This window comes from Pseudomonas fluorescens (genome assembly GCF_902498065.1).
Lineage (GTDB): Bacteria > Pseudomonadota > Gammaproteobacteria > Pseudomonadales > Pseudomonadaceae > Aquipseudomonas > Aquipseudomonas fluorescens_BJ.
Genome location: NZ_CABVIR010000001.1, coordinates 1,239,172 through 1,259,786 on the forward strand (window position 1 = coordinate 1,239,172; position 20,615 = coordinate 1,259,786).

A 20,615-nucleotide genomic window follows, 5' to 3' on the forward strand; every position below is an offset into this window, starting at 1 on the left:
GCTGAACTGTCAGCACCTTTGGCACGTATCCTTTTTTCATTCAGGGCCCTTCAACCGCAAAACAAGTTTGCGCAGTTCGCTAAACCACAAGACCGCACTCGCCATCGCCAAACAAAACCCCCACTGGCTCAGCGTCAATGCACTCGTGCTGAAAGCCTTGTTGAGTGGCGACCAGTGCACCACCGCAATCTGCAAGGCCACTGCCAGGGCAATTGCCCCCCAGAGCCATCGATTGGCGAACAGCCCGACGAATGCACTGGCTGACTCCGAGCGAGCACTCAGTGCGTTAAACAGCTGGGCCAATACAAGGACCGTAAAACCACCGGTGCGCGCCGTATCCAGCGAATCGGTTCCCGGTATCAACCCTCCTGGCAGCATCCAGTCGACCGTCAACAAAGTCGCCAACGCCATGACCAACCCCACCTGCAGCACGCCCAGCCACATGCGTGTATCGATGATTCTGTCCGTAGACTTGCGCGGGCTACGCGTCATGACGTCTTTATTGTGCGGGTCAATGCCCATGGCAATGGCAGGCGCTGCATCCGTGATCAGATTGATCCACAGAATCTGGGTGGCCAGCAGCGGCAGGATGATCCCGCCCTCCTCATCCACCAGGCCGACGACGCCGGCCCCGACGACGGCAAGAAAGACCGTCAGTACTTCACCCATGTTGGAAGACAGCAAGTAACGAAGGAACTTGCGAATATTGTCCAGAATCCCGCGTCCTTCGCGAACGGCCAACACAATGGTCGCGAAGTTATCGTCAGCCAGAATCATTTTCCCTGCCTGCTTGGTCACCTCTGTGCCGGTGATGCCCATGGCAATGCCGATATCTGCAGACTTAAGTGCGGGTGCGTCATTGACACCATCCCCGGTCATCGCCACCACATGTCCCTGCGCCTGAAGCGCATCGACAATCCGCAACTTATGCGATGGCGCAACACGGGCGTAAACAGAGGTCGATTTAACCGCCTCGGCCAAAGCCTCATCGTCCAGCTTATCCAGATCGGCACCTGTCAACGCACCGGCACCGGCCTCGATGATGCCCAGATCCTCGGCAATGCGGGCCGCCGTTCGCGGATGGTCGCCGGTGATCATAATGATGCGGATGCCTGCTCGATGGGCCTCGGCAATGGCCGGTGCGACTTCTTTGCGCGGTGGGTCGATGATGCCGACCGTACCGATGAAAATAAGCCCTGCCTCAAGGGATTCACCGGCCGCAACATCTTCACCGGCCGCCAAAGGACGGTACGCCACGGAAAGTGTGCGCAACGCGGCCCCCGACAACTCATTCACATCGGCCAAGGCTTTTGCACGAAGGTCGTCGGTGAGTGGCACGACATCCATCCCGACTTGAACCTGTGTGCAATGTTGAAGGAGTACATCCGGCGCCCCCTTGCTGATCAGCAGCTGCTCATCGCTGTGCTCGTGATCGATGACCAGTGCCGACATCATTTTTCGATCGGAGGTAAACGGTATTTCTGCCACGCGTTCGAAGCGTTCGATGCTGCGTGCAGGTGCATCCAGTTTGCGCTCAGCCACCAGAAAGGCACCCTCGGTCGGATCCCCCTGAATCACCCAGATGCCATCTTCCTGCTGCGCAAGCGCGGCATTGCCTGCCAGGCTTCCGCCGCGTAACAACAGGACATTTTCGCTGTGCACCGGGCCGCAAGTCATGGGCTGGTCCTGGTGATGTATCTGGCCCTGCGGGGCGTAACCGACACCGCTGACCGCCGCCTTGCCGGATGCCGTCATGGTTTGCTGGATGGTCATCTCGGAACGAGTCAGCGTGCCAGTCTTGTCGGTGCAGATGACCGATGCCGACCCCAGGGTTTCCACCGAGGACAGTTGCTTGATGATGGCTTTGTTGCGAGCCATCCTTTGCACACCGAAAGCGAGCACCAATGACAGAACGGCAGGCAGCCCTTCAGGCACTGCGGCCACCGCCAGAGATACCCCCAACAGGAGAACCCGCAATACGTCGTCAGCACTGTGAATATCCGTGAGCATCAGCACAGCGACGACGACAACCGAAGCGATGACCAGAACAGCAATACCGAGCATCCGCCCTATTTCGCGCACTTCCTTTTGCAGCGGCGTGACCTCTTCCTGCGTGACGTCGAGCAGATGAGCGATCGCACCGATTTCAGTCGCCATACCGATCGCAGTGACGACGCCGAGCCCCGAACCCTGGGCGATAGCGGTGCCTTTGAACACCATGTTGGAGCGCTCTGCCAAAGGCACTTCGTTACGCAAACGTGCTGCATTTTTCCAGACTGCTTCACTTTCCCCAGTCAGCGATGCTTCCAGTACCCCTAAGGCATTGGCCTGAATAAGTCGGGCATCGGCACCCACCGAGTCGCCCTCGGATAACACCAGCAGATCACCGATCACCAGTTGGTGACTGGGGATGCGCGACGACACTCCGTCGCGAATGACGGAGGATGTGGTTTGAGTCAGTTTGGCCAATGCCGCAACCGCTCGTTGCGAGCGGGTTTCCTGGAAGAACCCCAAAAGCGCATTAGCCAGCACAATCAGCGTGATGACCACCGCATCAACAGGCCATTCTCGCCCCTCTCCAAGGAACCAGGTGACCAAGGTAATGGTCGCTGCGACCAGCAGCAGATAAACCAGCGGATCCCGAAATTGCGCCAGCAAGTAATGCCAGGCGGGTTTGACCGGTTGAGTGCGTAACTCATTGGCCCCGTCACGGCACAGGCGCATTTGAGCCTGTGCATTGGACAAGCCTGCACGAATGTCAGAATCCAGCCTATGGGCAATCGTTTCGACTTCTTCGAGGTATGGAGACGCGATGCGACGACTGTCAGGCTCAACTGCGCTACTCATGGCATCCCCTTTTACAACGGAGTGTGGACCGTTGTTCCATAGATAGCGTAGTGAACCAGATTGCCGAAGAACTCTTTTCTCTTTAACCCGAAGATGTCGGCAGCAGTTTTGCCAACTCTACCAACTGGGTGCTTCAGAGGCAGTGGGCCGCAAAGGCGGCCGTGTTCGTCCTTACATCTCCACCTGAGTCCCCAGTTCGATCACCCTATTGAGTGGCAATTTGAAATATTTAAGATTGCTATTGGCGTTCTTCAGCAGAAACGCAAACAGCCCCTCTCGCCAGCGCGCCATACCCATGCGTTTCGTTGCGATCACCGTCTCTCGGCTGAGGAAATAGGTCGTGCGCATCGGGCTGAAATCCAGCTCATTCAAGTGACAAAAGCCTAGGGCCGCGGGGACATCGGGCTCCTCCATGAAACCGAAGTGGAGACTGACCCGGAAGAACCCTTCGCCAAAGGCTTCAACCTCAAAGCGTCGATCAGCACTCACTCGAGGACTGTCTTCGGACACTACGGTGAGCAGCACCACTTGCTCGTGCAGCACCTGGTTATGCAGCAGGTTGTGCAAGAGTGCATGGGGAACGGCGTCGGCCCTGGCCGTCAGGAAAACCGCTGTACCTTGCACCCGATGCGGCGGCTGCGAACGAATGCTGCTGATGAACAACGGAAGCGGCAGCGCGGTCTCGTCCAGCCGCTCGACGATGATTTTCCGCCCCCGTTTCCAAGTGGTCATCAAGATGAACAAGCCGATGCCGGCAATCACCGGGAACGCACCGCCCTGGAAAATCTTCGGCGCATTGGCCGCGAAATACAGGCTGTCGACCAGCAGAAAGCCGAGCAGCATCGGGATGGCCAGCCAGCGGGGCGTTCTCCAGAGGAGCAGCACGACCGCCGAAGACAGAATGGTGGTGATCAACATGGTGCCCGTCACAGCGACCCCATAGGCAGCGGCCAAGGCACTGGACGACTCGAAACCGATCACCAGTAACACGACACCGACCATCAGCGCCCAGTTGACCGTGCCGATGTAAATCTGTCCCTGCTCTTGGCTGGAAGTGTGCTGGATAAACATCCGAGGGACGTAGCCTAGCTGGATGGCCTGGCGTGTCAGGGAGAAAGCACCAGAGATTACTGCTTGAGAAGCGATGATGGTCGCCAGTGTGGAAAGCGCGACCATCGGCAGCAGTGCCCAGGTCGGCGCGAGCAGATAGAACGGATTGCGCACCGCCTCCGGATTCTCCAGAATCAGGGCACCCTGGCCAAAATAATTGAGCACCAGCCCGGGCAACACCAGGATGAACCATGCACGGGAAATCGGTTTGCGACCAAAGTGGCCCATGTCAGCGTACAGCGCTTCAGCACCGGTCAATGCCAACACGACGGCGCCCAGAATCGCCACGCCCATTCCTGGATGTACCACGAAAAATTGCACCGCCCAAACAGGGTTGAGCGCTTGCAACACTTCGGGCCGCTGCAAAATGCCGAAGATTCCGAGCGCGCCCAACACCACAAACCACAGCACCATGATCGGGCCAAACAGGATGCCGATGCGTGCCGTGCCGTGTTTTTGTATCAAGAACAGCGCCACCAACACGACCACCGACAGGGGCACGACCCAGTGCTCTATTCCGTCAAATGCCAGCTGCAGGCCTTCAACCGCCGAGAGCACCGAGATGGCCGGGGTAATCATGCTGTCCCCGTAAAAAAGTGCCGCCCCGAACAAACCGAGCAGCACCAGTACCTTGCTCATGTGCGGATAAGGGCTGGCCGCGCGGCGGGCCAAAGCCGTCAATGCCATGATGCCGCCTTCACCCTGGTTGTTGGCACGCAGGATGAACAGCACGTATTTGATCGATACGACCCAGATCAGTGACCAAAAGATCAACGAAAGAATCCCTAGCACACCGTCGTGGTTTACCTGAACGCCGTAGTGGCCGGAAAACACTTCTTTCAGCGTGTAGAGGGGGCTGGTGCCAATGTCCCCATAAACAACGCCGACAGCGGCGACGAGCATGCCCACTCCTGACGTTTTGGATGGGGAGTCTTCGTTTGCAACGGTCACTGTCTGACTCAAGGGGCGCTTCTCTCAATTTTCGGGGAGTACTGCACGCCATCCTTGGGCAATACATTTTCCAGGGCCACCGGGAAAGAAAGGCACATGGACGATCAAAAAATCGCGGCCAGTATCGTTTCCGACAAAAACACTGGCCGTAAAGAAAGCGTAAAAATTTTTTGGCAGATACCACCTGATCACTCGATCAGTCAGACATCAGACTCGTGCCCGATAGGGAGTAGTCCTGTTATTTCGCTCGCTCAGTCAACGCCAGCGGTAACCAGACGCACACCTCGAAGCCATCCCGACGACCTGTTGCTGGCGAGACCAAATTCATTCTCGCGTTGACGCCCTGCACAATGGTTTTGGTAATCGCCAAGCCCAAGCCTGAACCGCTGATTTCACTGTGACCTCGCACAAAGCGTTCGGTCAGGTGCTGCAATACCGATGCCGGCACCGCCGGGCCGCCATTGATGACCCGTAGTTGGGCCTGTTCGGTGAGGCTGACTTCGATCGGTTGATCCGACGCGCCGTACTTCAGCGCATTTTCAATAAGGTTGCGCAGCAAAATGCCGAAGGCGTCCGGGTCGATGGTCGAGTACACGCAAGCCTGGCTGGGTAACTGCAACGCAATTCGCTGGCCGCTGCGTTGGTTCCACTCGTCAACCCCATGGGCCAGCAACGGAATCAGGTCCTGAGGCGTTTCGGACAACAGCCCACCGCCTTCGGCCTTGGCCAGTTGCATGAGCTTTTCCGAGAGCCGTGCCAGGTCGCGCAAAGCGTTTTCGATCTTCGCCGCACGCACTCGCAACGGGCCCTCGGGCGCCTCATGGTGGAGTCGCTGGATTTGCGCCAGGGTCGCCGCCAGTGGCGTACGCAGTTCATGAGCGCTGTTGGCAGTAAAGCTGCGCTCGGTCTCCAAGGCCTTGCGCAAGCGCTCCAGCAGATGATTGACCGCCTCCGCCAATGGAGCGATTTCCGCCGGCAATTGCGCCCCGTTGATCGGCGACAGATCACCCACCCCGCGAGCCTCCACGGCACGACGATAGGCCAATACGCTGCGCAGGCTGATGCGCACAAACATCCAGGTACCCAACAGGCTGATGGGAATCAGCGCCAATAACGGCAACAACAAGGCCAGCAAGGCTTCCCGTGCCGCTTCACGGCGATGCTCCAGCGGTTCGGCAACTTCGATAAACACCGTTTCACGCAGCGCACTCGCGCCGTACAGACGGTATTTTTTGGTGGTTGAAAAGCCTTCGGCCGGTTGTTGGTTGAAGATCTTCGGGTTGGCGTCGTGGGACTGCATCAGGATCTGACCCTTGGCATCGCGCACCAGGTACGTCAGGTATTCCTTGTGCATTTTCAGGGTGGCGACATGTTGCGCCTCATGGGGTTCTTCCCGGTTGCTGATTTCCAGCACGGCCAAGGGCAGGATGCGCTGCGCGGTCTCTTCCAGCGCACTGTCGAACGCCTCGTTCAATTCATGTTGCACCACCAGCCAGGCACCGACGGTCGCCGCCAGCCACAGCAAGGTCGTGCCCAACGTCAATCCCAGGCCGAGACGTTTTTGCAGGCTTGACGACGGCTTCATGCGGACATCAACCGGTAGCCCATGCCCCGCACGGTTTCAATCAGGTCGCGCCCGAGCTTTTTACGCAGCCGGCTGATATAGACCTCGATGGTATTGCTCTCGATTTCGGCGCCGAAGGCATACAGCCGTTCTTCCAGCTGCGACTTGGACAGCAGCGCGCTGGGGCGCTGCACAAACGCCTCGAACAGCGCCCACTCCCGCGCCGTGAGGTCCACCGTCGCGCCGGCCCGCTGCACCGTGCGAGCGCTCATGTCGACCTGCAAATCACCAAGCTTGATCTGCGGATTGGGATTGCCGCTGTAACGCCGGGCCACCGCCGCCACCCGGGCCGAGAGCTCAAACAGGTCGAATGGTTTGACCAGGTAGTCGTCGGCGCCAGCATTGAGGCCAGCAATCCGATCGGAGATCTGATCCTGTGCCGTCAGGATAATCACCGGAGTCACGTCCCCTGCCGAGCGTTGCTGACGCAAAAAATCCAGCCCGCGACCGTCCGGGAGCATCAGGTCCAGCAGGATCAGGTCGTAAGGCGTGGTGCGCACGCTGTTGCGCGCATGTTCCAGACGCTGCACCCAATCGACGGCGTGGCCGTCATCGGCGATCTGTTCGCGCACCGCTTCCCCAAGCCCCGCTGCGTCTTCGACCAATAAAACCCGCATCTGGCACCTCCTGTGATGGTTGTCGTGCAGCACCTTAATCGCCTTACCTGACGTGAATCTGAAGATTCAGCTGGTTGTCAGGAATGCACTTTAGGGTATGCCACAGACGCCGACCTCGGCAGGAGACAGATCATGAAATCAGGTTTTATTGCCCATGCCACGCTGTTGAGCCTGCTGCTCAGTGGTTACGCCCTGGCCGATGACGATTGCAGCGACCCGGTGAGCGACTGGCAACCGCGCGAAACCTTGCGTCAGCAGGTCGAGCGGCAATACGGCTGGAGCGTGCAGCGCATCAAGGTCGACGACGGTTGTTACGAGCTCAAGGGGTTGGACCGCAAAGGCAACGCCATCGAAGCCAGCTACTCACCGGCCTCGCTACGCCTGCGCACACTCGAGATCCATTTCCGCGACGACGATGATGCGAGGGATTACCTCGGCAGCCCGCTCAGCGAATGACGCCTCTCCTGTCGATGAGTTTTTCCTGCGCTTCAGGTTGCTGTCAGCAAGCAGGTCCAGGCTCTCGACCTAACGATCAAAAGGACACCCTCATGAAAAAGATCATCGCAGCCACCTGCCTTGCCAGCGCCATTGCCCTGCCGGGTCTGGCCCAGGCCCGTGAAGTGACCCTGACCACCCAGCTCAAGGACTACAGCGGCAATGATGCCTACCTGGCGATCTATGTGACCGACGCCAACGGCCAGTACCAGAAAACCCTGTGGGTGGCCGGCAAGAAGGCCAAGTACTACAAGCACCTGGGCGACTGGGCCCGTGGCAGCGGGATGAACCCGAGCGAGTTTGACGGCGTCAGCGGCGCCAGTGTCGGCAGTGGGCGCACGCTCAAAGTCAGCGTCGAACTGGCAGACACCCTGATTGATGCCGGGTATCAGATCCGCATCGACAGCGCCGTCGAGGACAAACGCGACGCTCGCGCCGATGTCAGCGTGCCGTTGACGTCCAAGGGCGCCGGCAAGCCAGCGACCGGCAGTACCTACGTCGAGTCCTTTACTTACGATCTGTAGCACCCCCATTTCCGGAGGCTGAACATGCTTCGTCAGTTCCATTCCCTACCTGGCCTGATCGCCGCCCTGTTGGTCATGTTGTTGGCCATCAGCGGCGCGATCCTGTCTGTCGATCCGGCGCTGGAACGCCTGCACAGCACCTCCACGCCTGCCGGGCAACTCAACGTCGGCCAGCTGGCCGGGCGCGTTGCCAGCCACTTTTCGGGCGTGGAGCAGATCCAGCGCATAGCGTCCGGTACGGTGATCGTCTATTACAACCAGAACGGCCAGGCAGGGGCGGAAAAGGTCGACCCACTGACCGGCCAAGGCCTCGCACCTTACGAACCATCCGCGTTCACACGCTGGGTGAAAGACCTGCACCGCTCGCTGTTTATTGGCACGCCGGGCCATGGGGTGTCGGGTGCCGGCGCGCTGTTCATGCTGATGCTGTCGGTGTCCGGCGCGCTATTGCTGGCCCGGCGCCTGGGCGGTTGGCGCAACCTGCTGCGGCCACTGCGGGGCACGTTCAGCCAGCGCTGGCATGCGGAAGTCGGGCGGCTGGCCTTGCTCGGGCTGCTGCTGTCGGCATTGAGCGGGCTCTACATGTCCGCCACCACCTTTGGTTTTATCGCCGACGGCAGTCAACGCGAGCCCGCCTTCCCCGCCCACGTCAGCGCCGGCCCGGCCTTGCCGGTGGCGAAACTGCAAGCCTTGCAGGCCACCGACCTCAACGACCTGCGCGAGCTGGTCTACCCGAGCCCCGGCAACCCGAGTGATGTGTTTTCCCTGCGCACGGCCCAGGGCGACGGCTACGTGGATCAGGCCAGCGGCGCCTTGTTGTCCTATCAAGCCCACGACTCGATGCACAACCTCTACGAATTGATCTATCAGTTGCACACTGGCGAAGGCCTCTGGTGGCTGGGCCTGCCGCTGGGGCTCTGCGCCCTCTGCGTACCGTTGATGAGCGTGACCGGCATCCTGTTGTGGTGGCGTCGGCGCAAGGCTGGCCCGAACATCCGCCATAACAGCCCGGCCCACTCCGCCGACAGCGTGATCCTGGTGGGCAGTGAAAACAACAGCACCTGGGGCTTCGCCAACACCTTGCACGACGCCTTGCACCTGGCCGGACACCGGGTGCATAGCGCGGCGATGAATCAATACGCCAACGACTACCGCAGCGCCCAACGCGTGATCATCCTCACCGCGACCTACGGTGACGGCGACGCGCCAGCCTCGGCTTCGCAATTCCTGGCGCGGCTGGCCAACACCGGCCTCAAGCCCGGCCTGCCCTTTGCCGTGCTGGGCTTTGGTGACCGGCAGTTTGCGCAGTTCTGTCAGTTCGCCCATCAGGTGCAGGACGCGATGTTGCAGGCCGGTGGCTCGCCGTTACTGCCGCTGGAAACCGTCAACCGCCAATCCTCTCAGGAGTTTGCGCGCTGGGGCCACGCGCTGGGTGACGTGCTCAAACATGACCTGACACTGGTCCATGCCCCGCAATCGCCACAGACCCACCCATTGCTGCTGACAGAGCGCATCGTCTACGGCGAACAGGTGAACGCACCGACCCACGTCTTGCGCTTCAAGGCACCCGGCGCGCTGCCGGACTTCCTGGCCGGTGACCTGGTCGGGATTGTGCCCCCCGGCAGCCCGGTCCCGCGTTTCTACTCGCTGGCCAGCGGCTCCCAGGACGGCGTGCTGGAGATCTGTGTGCGTAAACACAACGGTGGCGTGTGCTCGGAATTCCTTCATGGCCTGGACATCGGTGCGCAGATCGAAGCCTTCATCCAGCCCAACCCGCAATTTCGTCCGGCATCGGGCACGCACCCGGTGATCCTGATCGGCGCCGGTACCGGCATCGGTCCCCTGGCCGGTTTTATCCGCAACAACAAGGCCCGACACCCGATGCACTTGTATTGGGGCGGGCGCAACCCGGCCTCGGACTTTCTCTACGAACCGGAGCTCAACCAATACTTGTCGGACCGCCGCCTCACGGCACTGCGCGCCGCCTTCTCTCAGGTCCAGGACCGCTGCTACGTTCAAGACCGGCTGATCGGCGATGCCTTGGCCTTGCGCCGACTGATTGAAAAAGGTGCCCAGGTGCTGGTGTGTGGCAGCCGCGAAATGGCCAAAGGCGTAATGCAGGCCCTCGATGAAGTGTTGGCGCCGCTCAACCTGAGTGTGCAGACCCTCAAGGCACAGGGACGCTACCGTGAAGACGTGTACTGAGTTGCAGCGCTATAGCCTGAACGGCGAAACCATGGGCACCCGCTACACCGCCCTGTTTTACGCCGAGGCCGGGATCGATACCGACGAAATCGGCCAGCGCCTGGCCCACGCCGTGTCCCGGGTGGACCAGCAAATGTCCACCTGGAAACCCGACTCGGACCTCAACCGCCTCAACGCCGCCCCCGAGCAGGAATGGGTGTCCGTGCCCAAGGAACTGGCCACGGTGCTGTCTGCGGCACTGCGGGTCAGTCAACAATCGGGCGGCGCCTTCGACATCGCTATCGGTGATCTGGTTAACGCCTGGGGGTTCGGCCCCGCAGAGCAAACGGTCAACGAGCAAGCGTTCGCCACGATTGCGCCCAGCGCCCGGCTGTTGGCCAGCGCCGCAATGGTGGTTGACCCGCAACGCAATCAGGTGCGCAAGCGCGCGCCGCTGAACCTTGACTTGAGTGGCATCGCCAAAGGGTTCGGCGTGGATGAACTGGCCCGTTGCCTGGAGGGTTTGGGCATCACCCGCTACCTGGTCGGCATCGATGGCGAGATGCGCGCCCGGGGCGTCAAACCTGACGGCCAGTGCTGGGCCGTGGCCCTGGAAAAGCCCAACCGGGGCGTGCGTGAAGTCATGGGGGTGATGGAACTCAGCGATGCCGCAATCGCGACCTCCGGGGACTATCGACATTGGGTAGACGTGGCCGGTCAGTCCTATGCTCATACCATGAACCCGGCTACCGGCGCCCCGTTGCGCAACCCGCTCGCCGCCGTCACCGTGGTGGCGGCCTCGTGCATGCTCGCCGATGCCTGGGCCACGGCGCTGATGGTCCTGGGCGAAACCGAGGGCCCACGTCTGGCTCAGGAACGCGGGATGGATGCGTTGTTCGTGCTGCGCGAGGGGCAACAGTTCAAAGAAATATCCATTGTCGGCGGCCAGTTGCAGGCGCAGATTGAAACCCGCTGATGCCGACCGATTTGAACCGCTTAATGACAGTGAGTCCCGTTAAACAATGAAATTCATGCACCGGCACACCGAGGCACATCGAAGCGATCGTATCGGCTGGTTGCGCGCCGCCGTCCTTGGGGCCAACGACGGTATTGTGTCTACCGCCAGCCTGTTGATCGGCGTCGCGGCTGCCAATGCCAGCCACGCCACGTTGCTGGTCACCGGCATGGCGGGGTTGATGGCCGGCGCCATGTCCATGGCTGCTGGCGAGTACATCTCCGTACACTCCCAGGCCGATACCGAACGGGCCGATCTGTCCCGCGAACGGGCAGAACTGGCGAGCGACCCGAAAGCCGAGCACATCGAGCTCGCCAACATCTACATGCATCGCGGCGTATCACCCGAACTGGCCCATCAAGTGGCCGATCAATTAATGGCCCATGACGCACTGGGCGCTCACGCCCGGGACGAGTTGGGCATCAGCGCCACCCTCACCGCCAAACCCTTGCAGGCCGCCCTCGCCTCCGCTGCCAGTTTCGTGGTGGGTGCCGCGTTGCCTCTGGCGGTGACGTTTGTCGCGCCGGAGCACAGCGTCGGGATCTGGATTTCGGTCATGTCATTGGTGTTTCTCGGGACATTGGGCGCCATTGCCGCCAAGGCAGGCGGGGCCAAAATCCTGACCGGCGCCTGGCGGGTGACCTTCTGGGGGGCGCTGGCCATGGGTATTACGGCGCTGGTGGGGCACTTGTTTGGCGCAGTGGTCTAGCGGGACGTCCTCCAAAAACAAAGGGCGCCCGCTAGCCAAAGGGGCGCCCTTTACGGGTTGACGAGCTAAACCACGCCGACGAAATCGCTCGCTGTCAGGGCGACGTGCCCGACCAGATCAATTTGGAAATCCGCGCCACTACCGTTAGGTGCGGTACCGAATGAAACACGATGCATCTGACACCGAACGGGAATCCAACTCGCTGTCATTCGAGAATACTTCTCTAATAGCCATATAAATGTAAAAAAGCACTACGGTAATATTTACTTGCTTGGCAGCTGTCTCATACGATTATGTCGCAACCCCTACTCGCTATAGCGACTATACTGGCGATAAACACTTACCAACCGCGAAGTAGATTAATAAAGGTATGATTTCAGATCAGGTTAATTTAGCGCGCACGACAACAAGCGGCAGTTCTGTACCGGCGCTACCATTAATCGCATTTATCTTCAAAATCCTATCGAGCAACTAAACAATGGAAGGCACTGATTTTTCGACAAAAAACAAAAAACCCTTCAGTATTATTATTGTCAATTACAAAACACCAGAAATCACCAAAATCTGCCTGGATCTATTGCACCAGTATGCGATCGATTCCGGCATTCCAGTATGGGTGGTTGACAACTACTCCGCCGATGAAAGCACAACGTATTTGCGCGAACTTGACTGGATAAACCTGATCGAGCGAACCACTCCAGAAAAGGAATCGGGCCATATTGCGCATGGCAAAGCACTCGATATGGCGTTGGAACGTATCGAGACTGACTATGTGTTCCTGCTGCACACTGATACGTTTATTTTCGACAGTAATGTATTTTCGATGATGTTAAACAAATGCGTAGTCAATCCAAATGTCGTAGCCGTTGGTTGCGTAGAACAATTAAATCGCGGCACCGTTAGAACGCTCTGGCGATTCAGTTCACGACTATTAAAGCATCACGCCAGACGCATGAAACTTTCCCTCGGGCTACGTTCCAGAGAGCCCAAGCCGTATAGGGAAGTTTACCTTAAAAGCTTCTGTACGCTGTGGAACTGCAAGCTGATCAAACAACACGGCCTGCATTTTTTGATGGACGATCGTGTACCTGGCTATACCCTCCAGGACCGTATGACCGAACTCGGTTATGTCGTTGAGCGTTTGTCGCCACGCAAGATATTCAGCTATCTTGATCACATCCAGTCGGGCACTGTCGCCGCAGCGGGTGGTTATGAAACAACTCATCGAAGAACTGTTATGTACAACAATATCCTTCAGCGCCTGACCAAAGAAAAAAGCAAAAGCCAAATACCCAAAGCACGCCCATGAGCAGTGTCTGCGATGCAACCTGAAGGAACTTAAGGATTTTTTATATTATTTCATTGGAGTCGCGATGAAACCTGACATTAAAATGCTACCCATCACCCACTCCCCCGAGCTCGATTTTGACCAGAATGCCGCCAGCGCTTTTGGTCAGTCGCTAGCTAGCAGCTATGTCCAGGCCACCCCATTCCCTCACATCGTCATCGATAATTTTCTTCCGGAAGATCTGATTGCGAATATTCATTCAAACTTTCCCGCCGAGCCCACTGCCAACGAAATGCTCTACGAGCGTGGTTATAAAGGTCAGAATAAACGGCAAATCAGTCCCAACGAATGCACCCCCTACCTGAAGGCTGTTTTCAACGCCTTTAACTCCGCACCCATGTTGCAGTTTCTTGAAAAGCTGACAGGTATAGAGGGCTTAATACCTGATCCCTACTTCACTGGCGGCGGGCTGCATGAAACAAAAAGCGGTGGCTACCTCGGCGTTCACTCTGACTTCAGACTCAACAAGAAACTCAATATTTACCGAAGGCTGAATGCCATTATCTATCTCAACAAAGACTGGCAAGAAGAATACGGCGGAAACCTGGAGCTTTGGGACGCCGGCATGAAGACTTGCCTTAAAAAAGTCCTGCCGATTTATAACCGCTGTGTAATTTTCAATACAGACGCGGACAGCAATCACGGGCATCCTGAACCATTAACCACGCCGCCACACATCACTCGCAAGTCTATAGCGCTCTATTACTACACCGCAGCCACCGAGGTGGTCGACCCCGCACAAAGAAACAAAACACATTACAAGCCAAGACCCAAAGATCGTTTTAGCCTCAAGTACTACATTAGAAAACTCATCAAGAAGAAAAACTGAATAGCTTACCCGGTGTTTGAAGTCGGGCTGACAAGGAGTTAGTTATCGCCGCCCTCATCGGTGATCACGCTTCGATGCTGCGGTTTTTCGGGGCCGTGACTGACGGTTGGTCGCGGGAACCTGACACACCTGCGTCATTGGCTGCTTCAGCGTTTCGACATGGGCTTGCTTGAATTTCTAGCGCCAATCCAGATAACGAAACAGTTCCTCCTCCTGATCAAAGTGCAGTCGCACGAGGGTATCCAGCCGAATCAGCTGATGCTGAATCTCATCAGCAGATGCAGTGGCGGGGTCGGAGCTGAAGTCGCTGCTCATGCGCGCCAGTAAATGGATAAGGCGAAAAATCTCCCGGTGAGCGTGGCTCATCGCCGACATCGGATCCTCGCCCGGCATGTTTCGCGTCAGCAGCGGGTACAGCATTTTTTCATCTTCGCGTTCATGCTGCGCCAGTGATGTTTGCAGCTTGTTGACCAGTTCCACCAAGTCGGCCTGTGCTTGCGCAAGTGGGCGGTGGGCAAAGTCATTGGCCAGTTGGTGCAGATCACTCAGTACGGTGGCGAGTTGCTGGTGTTCATCTTGCAGGCGATCGATATGCTCTGCGGCAAGCTTTCGTTTCCTCAGCGCCCTCAACGGCCCCAGCGCCCGCAAGGCGTTCAGGATGATCACTACGTCGATGCCCTCCTGCACCACGGCGCCAATCAGCGGCGGCAGGTAACCAAGGGCCGCCACCGTCATCGCCAGCAACGACATCCCCATGCCGACCAGCACGCCCTGGCGGGCGATGTAGCGGGTGCGACGGGCAATGTCCAGCGCCTCGACTAGACGATCCAGACGATCCACCAGCAGCACAACACCCGCGGCTTGTGCGGAAGCAGTGGCGCCGCCGGCCCCCATGGCCACGCCAACATTGGCCGCCGCCAGCGCGGGGGCATCGTTGATGCCATCGCCAACCATCAGCGTGCTGGTGCGCAGGCAACCTTGCTGAACAGCACGCACTTTGTCCTCGGGGGTCAACCCGGCGCGCAGTTCGTCAATGCCCGCAGACAGCGCAATCATCTCGGCGGTTTCCAGACGATCCCCGGTGAGCATGACGATCTTTTCGATGCCTCTATTGCGCAGTCGACGCAGCGTCTGCGGCGTTTCGCGCCGAACCTTGTCCGAGAAAACCAGCAGGCCCGCGAGTTGCCCATCCACGGCGATGAAGCTTCCACTGCACGCCAGGTAATCCATGTGGCGCAACATGGCGGCGGCCCAGTCGCTTGCAGGGGCGTCTTTGTCAGCAAAAGACAACGTGCCGAAACGCACCTGCACGCCATCGACGCGCCCACAAAGCCCGGAGCCGGGGCTTTCTTCTACTGCCTGCGGGACGCTGAGCGTCAATTGACGCTGATGCGCCGCTTCAACAATTGCCTGGGAAACAGGATGCGTCGAGGCCTGTGCCAGCGAAGCGGCCAGGCCAAGCAAACGCTGCGGATCGCCCGGGCCATTGACCTCTATCGATTGCAGGCGGGCATGGCCGCTGGTCAGGGTGCCGGTCTTGTCGAGAAACACCTGCTTGACCCCGGCCAACGCTTCCAGGGTTGCGCCGTCCTTGATCAGGATGCCGCGCCGCGCGGCCCTCGAAATACCTGACATGAAGGCAATCGGCACGGCCAGAATCAAAGGGCAAGGTGTGGCCACCACCAGAACCGCCAGCGCTCGCAAGGGATCGCCACTCAACTGCCAGGCCAGTCCGGCAATCAGCAACGTCAGCGGGATGAAGATCACTGCATAGCGGTCCGCCAGGCGCACGAAAGGTGCGCGCGAACGGCGTGCCGCCTCGGCCAGGCGCACTATGCCCGCATAGGTACTTTGCGCGGCCGTTCGCGTGGCAATTATCAGGATGGGCGCACCGACGTTGGAAACGCCACTGGACAGTTGCTCACCTTCTCGACGGGTGACGGGCAACGACTCACCGCTGAGCGCCGACTCATCAAGAATGGCCGCAGGACTCAGCAGGCGACCATCGACCGGTATCACCTCTCCCAACCGCACCAGCAATGTTTGATTCAGCTGGACCTGCTCAACGGGGATCTCGCGCAAGCCGCCCTCCTCCTGCAACCAGGCCACACGTGGCGCACGGTCGATGAGCGCTCGAAGCTCACGGTCAGCCCGTTGTTTGGTGAAAAACTCCAGGGTCCGACCAGTCGCCAGCATCAAGGCGATCACGGCCGCCACCAGTGTTTGCGCAAAGACCAGGGCAGCGGCAATCGATAGCAGCGCGATCAGGTCGACACCGGCCTCGCGCCGGGCCAGGCGCCTGACGATTTCAACGAGCAGTACCGCGGACATCACCAGACTGCCCGCGGCCCAGCACAGCGATGCCCAATCAGGTTTCTGCGCAACATACGCAACACCCCCGGCCAGCAACGTCAGGGCGGTGAGCAGCAACAGCGCGGGGTCCAGCCACTTACTGAGCATCGAAGAGAGTCCCCTCAAAAGAATTTCATGCCTCGCGTTAAAAACATCTGTCGCTCATCGAGGTAGAGCTTAGGACTCGAATGTCTTTCGTGTCTGCCGGGGTACTGCCATTGAGGTTGTGTCTGGATAAAACGGCTGTTTTCCGGCTTTCTGATCTATATCAAACAGACGTTGGACGTTCACGCAGAAATTAGAGTCAGCATTCGCACTCATCCGTCGATGAGTGCAGAAACTCTCGTTTCGTGGAGGCTCTCATGGCTACGCACCTTCAAGGCACTCAACCGGTCGATCCGCCGACTGCCACCCTCCCCCTTGCAGGCAGTTTGCGAAAGGTGGAACCCAAGCGTCTGTCCCTGAGCCTGCTGATTGCCCTGGTGGTCGGTTCGATGATTGGCAGCGGCATTTTCAGCCTGCCGCAGAACATGGCGGCCAGTGCAGGCGCCGGGGCAATTCTGATTGGCTGGCTGATCACCGGTGTCGGCATGCTGTCGCTCGCTTTGGTCTACCAAACCCTGTCCAACCGCCAACCGGCGCTGGACAACGGCGTATTTGCCTACGCCCGTGCATTAGGCGGTGAGTTCCTCGGTTTCAACTCCGCTTGGGGCTACTGGATCAGCGCCTGGATCGGCAACGTCAGCTACCTGGTGATTTTGTTCGCCGCGCTGAGTTACTTCTTCCCGCTGTTCGGCGAAGGCAACAACAAAGCTGCGATTGCCGGGGCGTCCGTGGTGCTGTGGTCGTTGCACTGGATGATCCTCAGAGGGATGCGCACCGCGGCTCGGGCCAACGCGATGACCACGGTCGCCAAGATCGTACCGTTGTTGCTGTTTATCGGTCTGGTGATCGCGGCCTTCCAGCGTGAAACCTTCAGTGTCGATTTCTGGGGCTCGCCCGCACTGGGCAGCACCCTCGACCAAGTCAAAAGCACCATGCTGGTGACCGTTTGGGTGTTCATCGGGATCGAGGGGGCCAACGTGTTCTCCGCGCGTGCGGCAGAACGGGCCAATGTTGGTCGCGCCACGGTCATCGGTTTTGTCATCACCCTGTTGCTGTTGATTGCGGTGTCCCTGTTGTCGCTGGGCATTCTCAGACAACCTGAACTGGCAGCCCTGAAAAACCCTTCGATGGCCGGCGTGCTTGAGGCCGCAGCCGGGCCATGGGGCGCGGTGCTGATCAGTATTGGCTTGATCATTTCGGTGGGGGGCGCCCTGCTCGCCTGGACCCTGCTGGCGGCGGAATCGGTGTTCACACCAGCCAAGGAAAAGGTCATGCCGGGCGCGCTGGCTGTGGAAAACAGCCAAGGGGTGCCAGCCCATGCGCTGTGGATCACCAACGGCTGCATTCAACTGTTCCTGTTACTGACGCTGTATTCGAGCGCCAGCTACCTCGCGCTGATCTCCCTGGCCACCTCAATGATTCTGCTGCCGTACCTGTTCAGCGGTCTGTATGCGTTGAAGCTGACCTGGCAGGGCCAGACCTATGCCGGCCACCGCGCCCTGCAACTGCGCGACATGGCCATCGCCTCGGTCGCCACGCTGTATTGCCTGTGGCTGCTGTATGCCGCCGGGCCTAAATACATGTTGCTCAGCGCCTTGCTCTACGCCCCCGGATCGTTGATCTACCTGGGCAGCATGAAAGCGCGTCAGGGACAACCGCTCAGCGGCCCTGAGACGGGGCTGTTGATCATCATCTGGACGGCGGCAGCCTTTGCCGGCTGGATGCTGTGGTCCGGGACATTGGCGTTGTAGGGGCCGTGTCATGTGTTTGTTCTGTCGTGGTGGACCGCAGACTGGATGTTCGCCGTCCGCCTCCTATCCAAAGAGGAGAACCGAAAATGAGCAACTCTGTGAAAAAAATGCCTGTCACTTCCGAAGAAAAAACCAACCAGCATCCGCTGACAACAGACCTTTGGCGGCCGATGGAAAAGCTTCGGCAACAGGTTGACCACCTGTTCGAAGACTTCAATCGCGGCTCGGGGCTGTCGCCATTCGGTCGAGGGCTGTTCGATGTCGAGCCGCTCTGGCGTCGGGAACTGATCGGTCGCAGCCTCCCTGCCGTGGACATCACCGAGAAAGACAAAAGCTACGAAATCACAGCTGAGCTGCCCGGCATGGATCAGAAAAACATAGAGATCAAACTGTCCAACGGCAGCCTGATCATCAAAGGCGAAAAGAAAGAGGACAAGGAAGAAAAAAGGAAGGGCTATCACCTTAGCGAGCGTCACTATGGTTCCTTCGAGCGGGTGTTCAACCTGCCCAAAGGTGTCGATGCCGAGAAGATCGACGCGAGTTTCAGCAAAGGCGTGTTGAGCATCTCGTTACCGAAAAAGCCCGAAGCCATGAAAGCCGACAAAGTTGTGCCAATCAAGGCTGATTGACGCTTGACTTACACCGCCTCGGCCGTGAAAACGGCCGGGGTTTTATGTCATCGCACCGTTCACCTGAACCGGGCTCAGGGCGTGAGCTCAACGCTGTCGCGATACTCCGGCACCGAAACCGACCACCCCAACTCCAGGCTGATACGCCGGCGCAGCACATCCGAGGCATTGGGTTCTCCGTGCACGACATAGGTGTGTCTGGGCGGCCGTTTGAACCCGCGCAGCCATTGCATGATTTCATCGGCGTCGGCGTGCGCGGACAGGGTTTCCATCGGCACCACCTCAGCCCTGATCGGCACATCCTTGCCGTGGATGCGCACCGAAGGAGCGCCCGCGACGATTTGCGCGCCACGGGTACCGCCGGCCTGGAATCCCGGCATCAGCAGCGTGTTGATCGGGTTGGGGGCCAGCGCCTTGAGGTGGTGGATCACACGCCCCCCCGTGGCCATGCCGCTCGCAGCGATGATCACCGCCGGGGCGCGTTGCTGATCCAGCTTGATCGAATCAGCAGTGCTGCGCACGAATTTCGCGACGTGACACATGCCTTCGCATTCCTCGAGGGATAACCGGTGCTCGCTGCGAAAACGCTGGTACAAACTGGTGACGTCGGTGGCCATCGGGCTGTTGAGATAGATCGGCACATCGGGAATCGCATGGCGCTGTTTCAGCCGATACAGGTGGTACATCAACAACTGGGCGCGCCCTACTGCGAACGACGGCACCAAGGTGATGCCATGACGCAACGAGGTGCGGGTGATGACTTCGGCCAATTGCGCTTCAGGTGACTCGGCCGGATGCTTGCGATCTCCATAGGTCGATTCCACCAGCAGGTAATCAGCCTGCTCGACGGGTTCTGGAGCGAACATCAATGGATCATCTGGCCGCCCCAGATCCCCGGAACAGACCAGCGTGATGCCATCGGCGATCACCTCCACCGTCGTCGCGCCCAATATATGCCCCGCGCAACGAAACTGGATGGTCATGCCCGCGGCAATTTCGACCCTGTGATGCAACTCCACGGGTCGCAACAGTTTCAGTGCCCGCTCGGCATCTTGCTCGGTATAAAGCGGCAAAGCCGGGTGGTGCCGGGAGAAACCATGCCGATTGGCGAACTCGGCGGCCTCTTCTTGCAAGCGGCCGCTATCCAACAGCAGGATTTTCACCAGCTCACAGGTGGCGGGGGTGGCATACACCGGGCCGCGATAACCGCTGCGCACCAATACAGGCAGGTAGCCGCTGTGATCCAGGTGGGCATGGGTAAGAACGATGGCGCCGAGCTCACCAACCGGGAGCTGGAACGTGTCCCAGTTATGCAACCGCAGTTGTTTATAGCCCTGGAACAGGCCGCAATCGATCAATACGTGTTGGTCGCGATGTTCCAGCAGGTATTTGCTGCCGGTGACTGTGCCTGCTGCACCGAGAAATGTCATTCGCATGGCCGTCTCCTTGAGCATTCATGGGAGCGTTATTGATCGCTCCTTTTGGCTCAAGAGCAGTTGATTTTTATCAACTGTGCGCGACGGCG

At 59.0% G+C, this 20,615-nt stretch carries 15 protein-coding genes; 9 read left to right on the top strand and 6 right to left on the bottom strand.

Going from position 1 to position 20,615, the window contains the following annotated elements; genetic code table 11:
- Nucleotides 1-36: 36 nt before the first annotated feature.
- From F8N43_RS05965 to F8N43_RS05980, 4 genes are all read right to left on the bottom strand, one after another.
- On the bottom strand, nt 37-2,847 hold the full coding sequence (locus F8N43_RS05965) for a cation-translocating P-type ATPase (protein WP_150653391.1): 2,811 nt from the start codon (nt 2,845-2,847) through the stop codon (nt 37-39).
- Between the two features lie 171 nt (nt 2,848-3,018).
- On the bottom strand, nt 3,019-4,920 hold the full coding sequence (locus F8N43_RS05970) for a potassium transporter Kup (RefSeq protein ID WP_150653392.1): 1,902 nt from the start codon (nt 4,918-4,920) through the stop codon (nt 3,019-3,021).
- A gap of 226 nt (nt 4,921-5,146) precedes the next feature.
- Nucleotides 5,147-6,493: a sensor histidine kinase gene (locus F8N43_RS05975; protein ID WP_150653393.1), complete on the bottom strand. Its 1,347-nt coding sequence runs from the start codon at nt 6,491-6,493 to the stop codon at nt 5,147-5,149.
- Nucleotides 6,490-7,149 carry a response regulator transcription factor gene (locus F8N43_RS05980; RefSeq protein WP_150653394.1) on the bottom strand — a complete coding sequence of 220 codons (660 nt, stop codon included), beginning with the start codon at nt 7,147-7,149 and terminating at the stop codon, nt 6,490-6,492. The genes F8N43_RS05975 and F8N43_RS05980 overlap by 4 nt, the downstream gene beginning before the upstream one ends.
- A 132-nt stretch (nt 7,150-7,281) precedes the next feature.
- On the opposite strand from F8N43_RS05980, the gene F8N43_RS05985 reads away from it, so the two are divergent.
- The 7 genes from F8N43_RS05985 to F8N43_RS06015 all read left to right on the top strand — a co-directional run bounded on the left by F8N43_RS05985 (nt 7,282) and on the right by F8N43_RS06015 (nt 14,253).
- A complete protein-coding gene (locus F8N43_RS05985) occupies nt 7,282-7,605 on the top strand; it encodes a PepSY domain-containing protein (protein ID WP_150653395.1) in 324 nt (107 codons plus the stop codon).
- Between the two features lie 92 nt (nt 7,606-7,697).
- Nucleotides 7,698-8,168, top strand: a complete 471-nt coding sequence (locus F8N43_RS05990) for a DUF2271 domain-containing protein (RefSeq protein ID WP_150653396.1) — start codon at nt 7,698-7,700, stop codon at nt 8,166-8,168.
- A gap of 24 nt (nt 8,169-8,192) precedes the next feature.
- Nucleotides 8,193-10,373: a PepSY domain-containing protein gene (locus F8N43_RS05995; protein ID WP_150653397.1), complete on the top strand. Its 2,181-nt coding sequence runs from the start codon at nt 8,193-8,195 to the stop codon at nt 10,371-10,373.
- Nucleotides 10,357-11,328, top strand: coding sequence for an FAD:protein FMN transferase (locus F8N43_RS06000; protein ID WP_224787787.1), 972 nt, complete (start codon nt 10,357-10,359; stop codon nt 11,326-11,328). The genes F8N43_RS05995 and F8N43_RS06000 overlap by 17 nt, the downstream gene beginning before the upstream one ends.
- A 46-nt stretch (nt 11,329-11,374) precedes the next feature.
- Entirely contained in the window at nt 11,375-12,076 is a 702-nt protein-coding gene (locus F8N43_RS06005; RefSeq protein WP_150636551.1) for a VIT family protein, read from the top strand.
- Nucleotides 12,077-12,554: 478 nt separating this feature from the next.
- Entirely contained in the window at nt 12,555-13,385 is an 831-nt protein-coding gene (locus tag F8N43_RS06010) for a glycosyltransferase (RefSeq protein ID WP_150629454.1), read from the top strand.
- A gap of 64 nt (nt 13,386-13,449) precedes the next feature.
- Nucleotides 13,450-14,253: a 2OG-Fe(II) oxygenase gene (locus tag F8N43_RS06015; RefSeq protein WP_150629456.1), complete on the top strand. Its 804-nt coding sequence runs from the start codon at nt 13,450-13,452 to the stop codon at nt 14,251-14,253.
- A 177-nt stretch (nt 14,254-14,430) separates the two neighbouring features.
- Here the strand turns inward: F8N43_RS06015 and F8N43_RS06020 are convergent, their stop codons facing one another.
- The gene (locus F8N43_RS06020) at nt 14,431-16,713 is read right to left on the bottom strand and encodes a heavy metal translocating P-type ATPase (RefSeq protein WP_150653398.1); all 2,283 of its coding nucleotides are present in this window, start codon (nt 16,711-16,713) and stop codon (nt 14,431-14,433) included.
- Nucleotides 16,714-16,967: 254 nt separating this feature from the next.
- On the opposite strand from F8N43_RS06020, the gene arcD reads away from it, so the two are divergent.
- Together arcD and F8N43_RS06030 are read left to right on the top strand one after the other, a co-directional pair.
- On the top strand, nt 16,968-18,461 hold the full coding sequence (gene arcD / locus F8N43_RS06025) for an arginine-ornithine antiporter (RefSeq protein WP_150629460.1): 1,494 nt from the start codon (nt 16,968-16,970) through the stop codon (nt 18,459-18,461).
- An 86-nt stretch (nt 18,462-18,547) separates the two neighbouring features.
- Nucleotides 18,548-19,090, top strand: a complete 543-nt coding sequence (locus F8N43_RS06030) for an Hsp20/alpha crystallin family protein (RefSeq protein ID WP_150636543.1) — start codon at nt 18,548-18,550, stop codon at nt 19,088-19,090.
- Between the two features lie 74 nt (nt 19,091-19,164).
- Here F8N43_RS06030 and F8N43_RS06035 read toward each other — a convergent pair whose 3' ends face one another.
- On the bottom strand, nt 19,165-20,526 hold the full coding sequence (locus tag F8N43_RS06035; RefSeq protein ID WP_224787788.1) for an MBL fold metallo-hydrolase RNA specificity domain-containing protein: 1,362 nt from the start codon (nt 20,524-20,526) through the stop codon (nt 19,165-19,167).
- Nucleotides 20,527-20,615: the final 89 nt, after the last annotated feature.